The 1,652-nt window shown below is 51.8% G+C and carries 1 rRNA gene; it reads right to left on the reverse strand.

From position 1 onward, the window contains the following. Positions 1–91: 91 nt before the first annotated feature. Positions 92–1,622, reverse strand: a 16S ribosomal RNA gene (locus ACP7EG_RS27610). Between the last annotated feature and the right edge of the window lie 30 nt (positions 1,623–1,652).

The raw sequence follows: 1,652 nt of genomic DNA on the forward strand, positions 1-1,652 counted from the left end.
CTACTACGACTACTGTTTCTTCTTAATTAAACAGCCGATAAGTGTGAACATTTGATGCGTGAATCAGTTACCTGACTCGTGCAAACTCTAGAAAGGAGGTGATCCAGCCGCACCTTCCGATACGGCTACCTTGTTACGACTTCACCCCAGTCACGAATCCTACCGTGGTAAGCGCCCTCCTTACGGTTAAGCTACCTACTTCTGGTAAAACCCGCTCCCATGGTGTGACGGGCGGTGTGTACAAGACCCGGGAACGTATTCACCGCGACATGCTGATCCGCGATTACTAGCGATTCCAACTTCATGCAGTCGAGTTGCAGACTACAATCCGGACTACGATACACTTTCTGCGATTAGCTCCCCCTCGCGGGTTGGCGGCGCTCTGTATGTACCATTGTATGACGTGTGAAGCCCTACCCATAAGGGCCATGAGGACTTGACGTCATCCCCACCTTCCTCCGGTTTGTCACCGGCAGTCTCATTAGAGTGCCCTTTCGTAGCAACTAATGACAAGGGTTGCGCTCGTTGCGGGACTTAACCCAACATCTCACGACACGAGCTGACGACAGCCATGCAGCACCTGTGTACTGGTTCTCTTTCGAGCACTCCCTGATCTCTCAAGGATTCCAGCCATGTCAAGGGTAGGTAAGGTTTTTCGCGTTGCATCGAATTAATCCACATCATCCACCGCTTGTGCGGGTCCCCGTCAATTCCTTTGAGTTTTAATCTTGCGACCGTACTCCCCAGGCGGTCTACTTCACGCGTTAGCTGCGTTACCAAGTCAATTAAGACCCGACAACTAGTAGACATCGTTTAGGGCGTGGACTACCAGGGTATCTAATCCTGTTTGCTCCCCACGCTTTCGTGCATGAGCGTCAATCTTGACCCAGGGGGCTGCCTTCGCCATCGGTGTTCCTCCACATATCTACGCATTTCACTGCTACACGTGGAATTCTACCCCCCTCTGCCAGATTCTAGCCTTGCAGTCTCCAATGCAATTCCCAGGTTGAGCCCGGGGATTTCACATCAGACTTACAAAACCGCCTGCGCACGCTTTACGCCCAGTAATTCCGATTAACGCTTGCACCCTACGTATTACCGCGGCTGCTGGCACGTAGTTAGCCGGTGCTTATTCTTCAGGTACCGTCATTAGCAAGAGATATTAGCTCTCACCGTTTCTTCCCTGACAAAAGAGCTTTACAACCCGAAGGCCTTCTTCACTCACGCGGCATTGCTGGATCAGGCTTTCGCCCATTGTCCAAAATTCCCCACTGCTGCCTCCCGTAGGAGTCTGGACCGTGTCTCAGTTCCAGTGTGGCTGGTCGTCCTCTCAGACCAGCTACTGATCGATGCCTTGGTAGGCTTTTACCCTACCAACTAGCTAATCAGATATCGGCCGCTCCACGAGCATGAGGTCTTGCGATCCCCCACTTTCATCCTTAGATCGTATGCGGTATTAGCGTAACTTTCGCTACGTTATCCCCCACTCTAGGGTACGTTCCGATATATTACTCACCCGTTCGCCACTCGCCACCAGAGCAAGCTCCGTGCTGCCGTTCGACTTGCATGTGTAAGGCATGCCGCCAGCGTTCAATCTGAGCCAGGATCAAACTCTTCAGTTTAATCTCTGTTACTTTGCCATTTTATTGGCA

The sequence above is a fragment of the Janthinobacterium sp. PSPC1-1 genome, assembly GCF_049897625.1.
Lineage (GTDB): Bacteria > Pseudomonadota > Gammaproteobacteria > Burkholderiales > Burkholderiaceae_D > Janthinobacterium > Janthinobacterium tructae.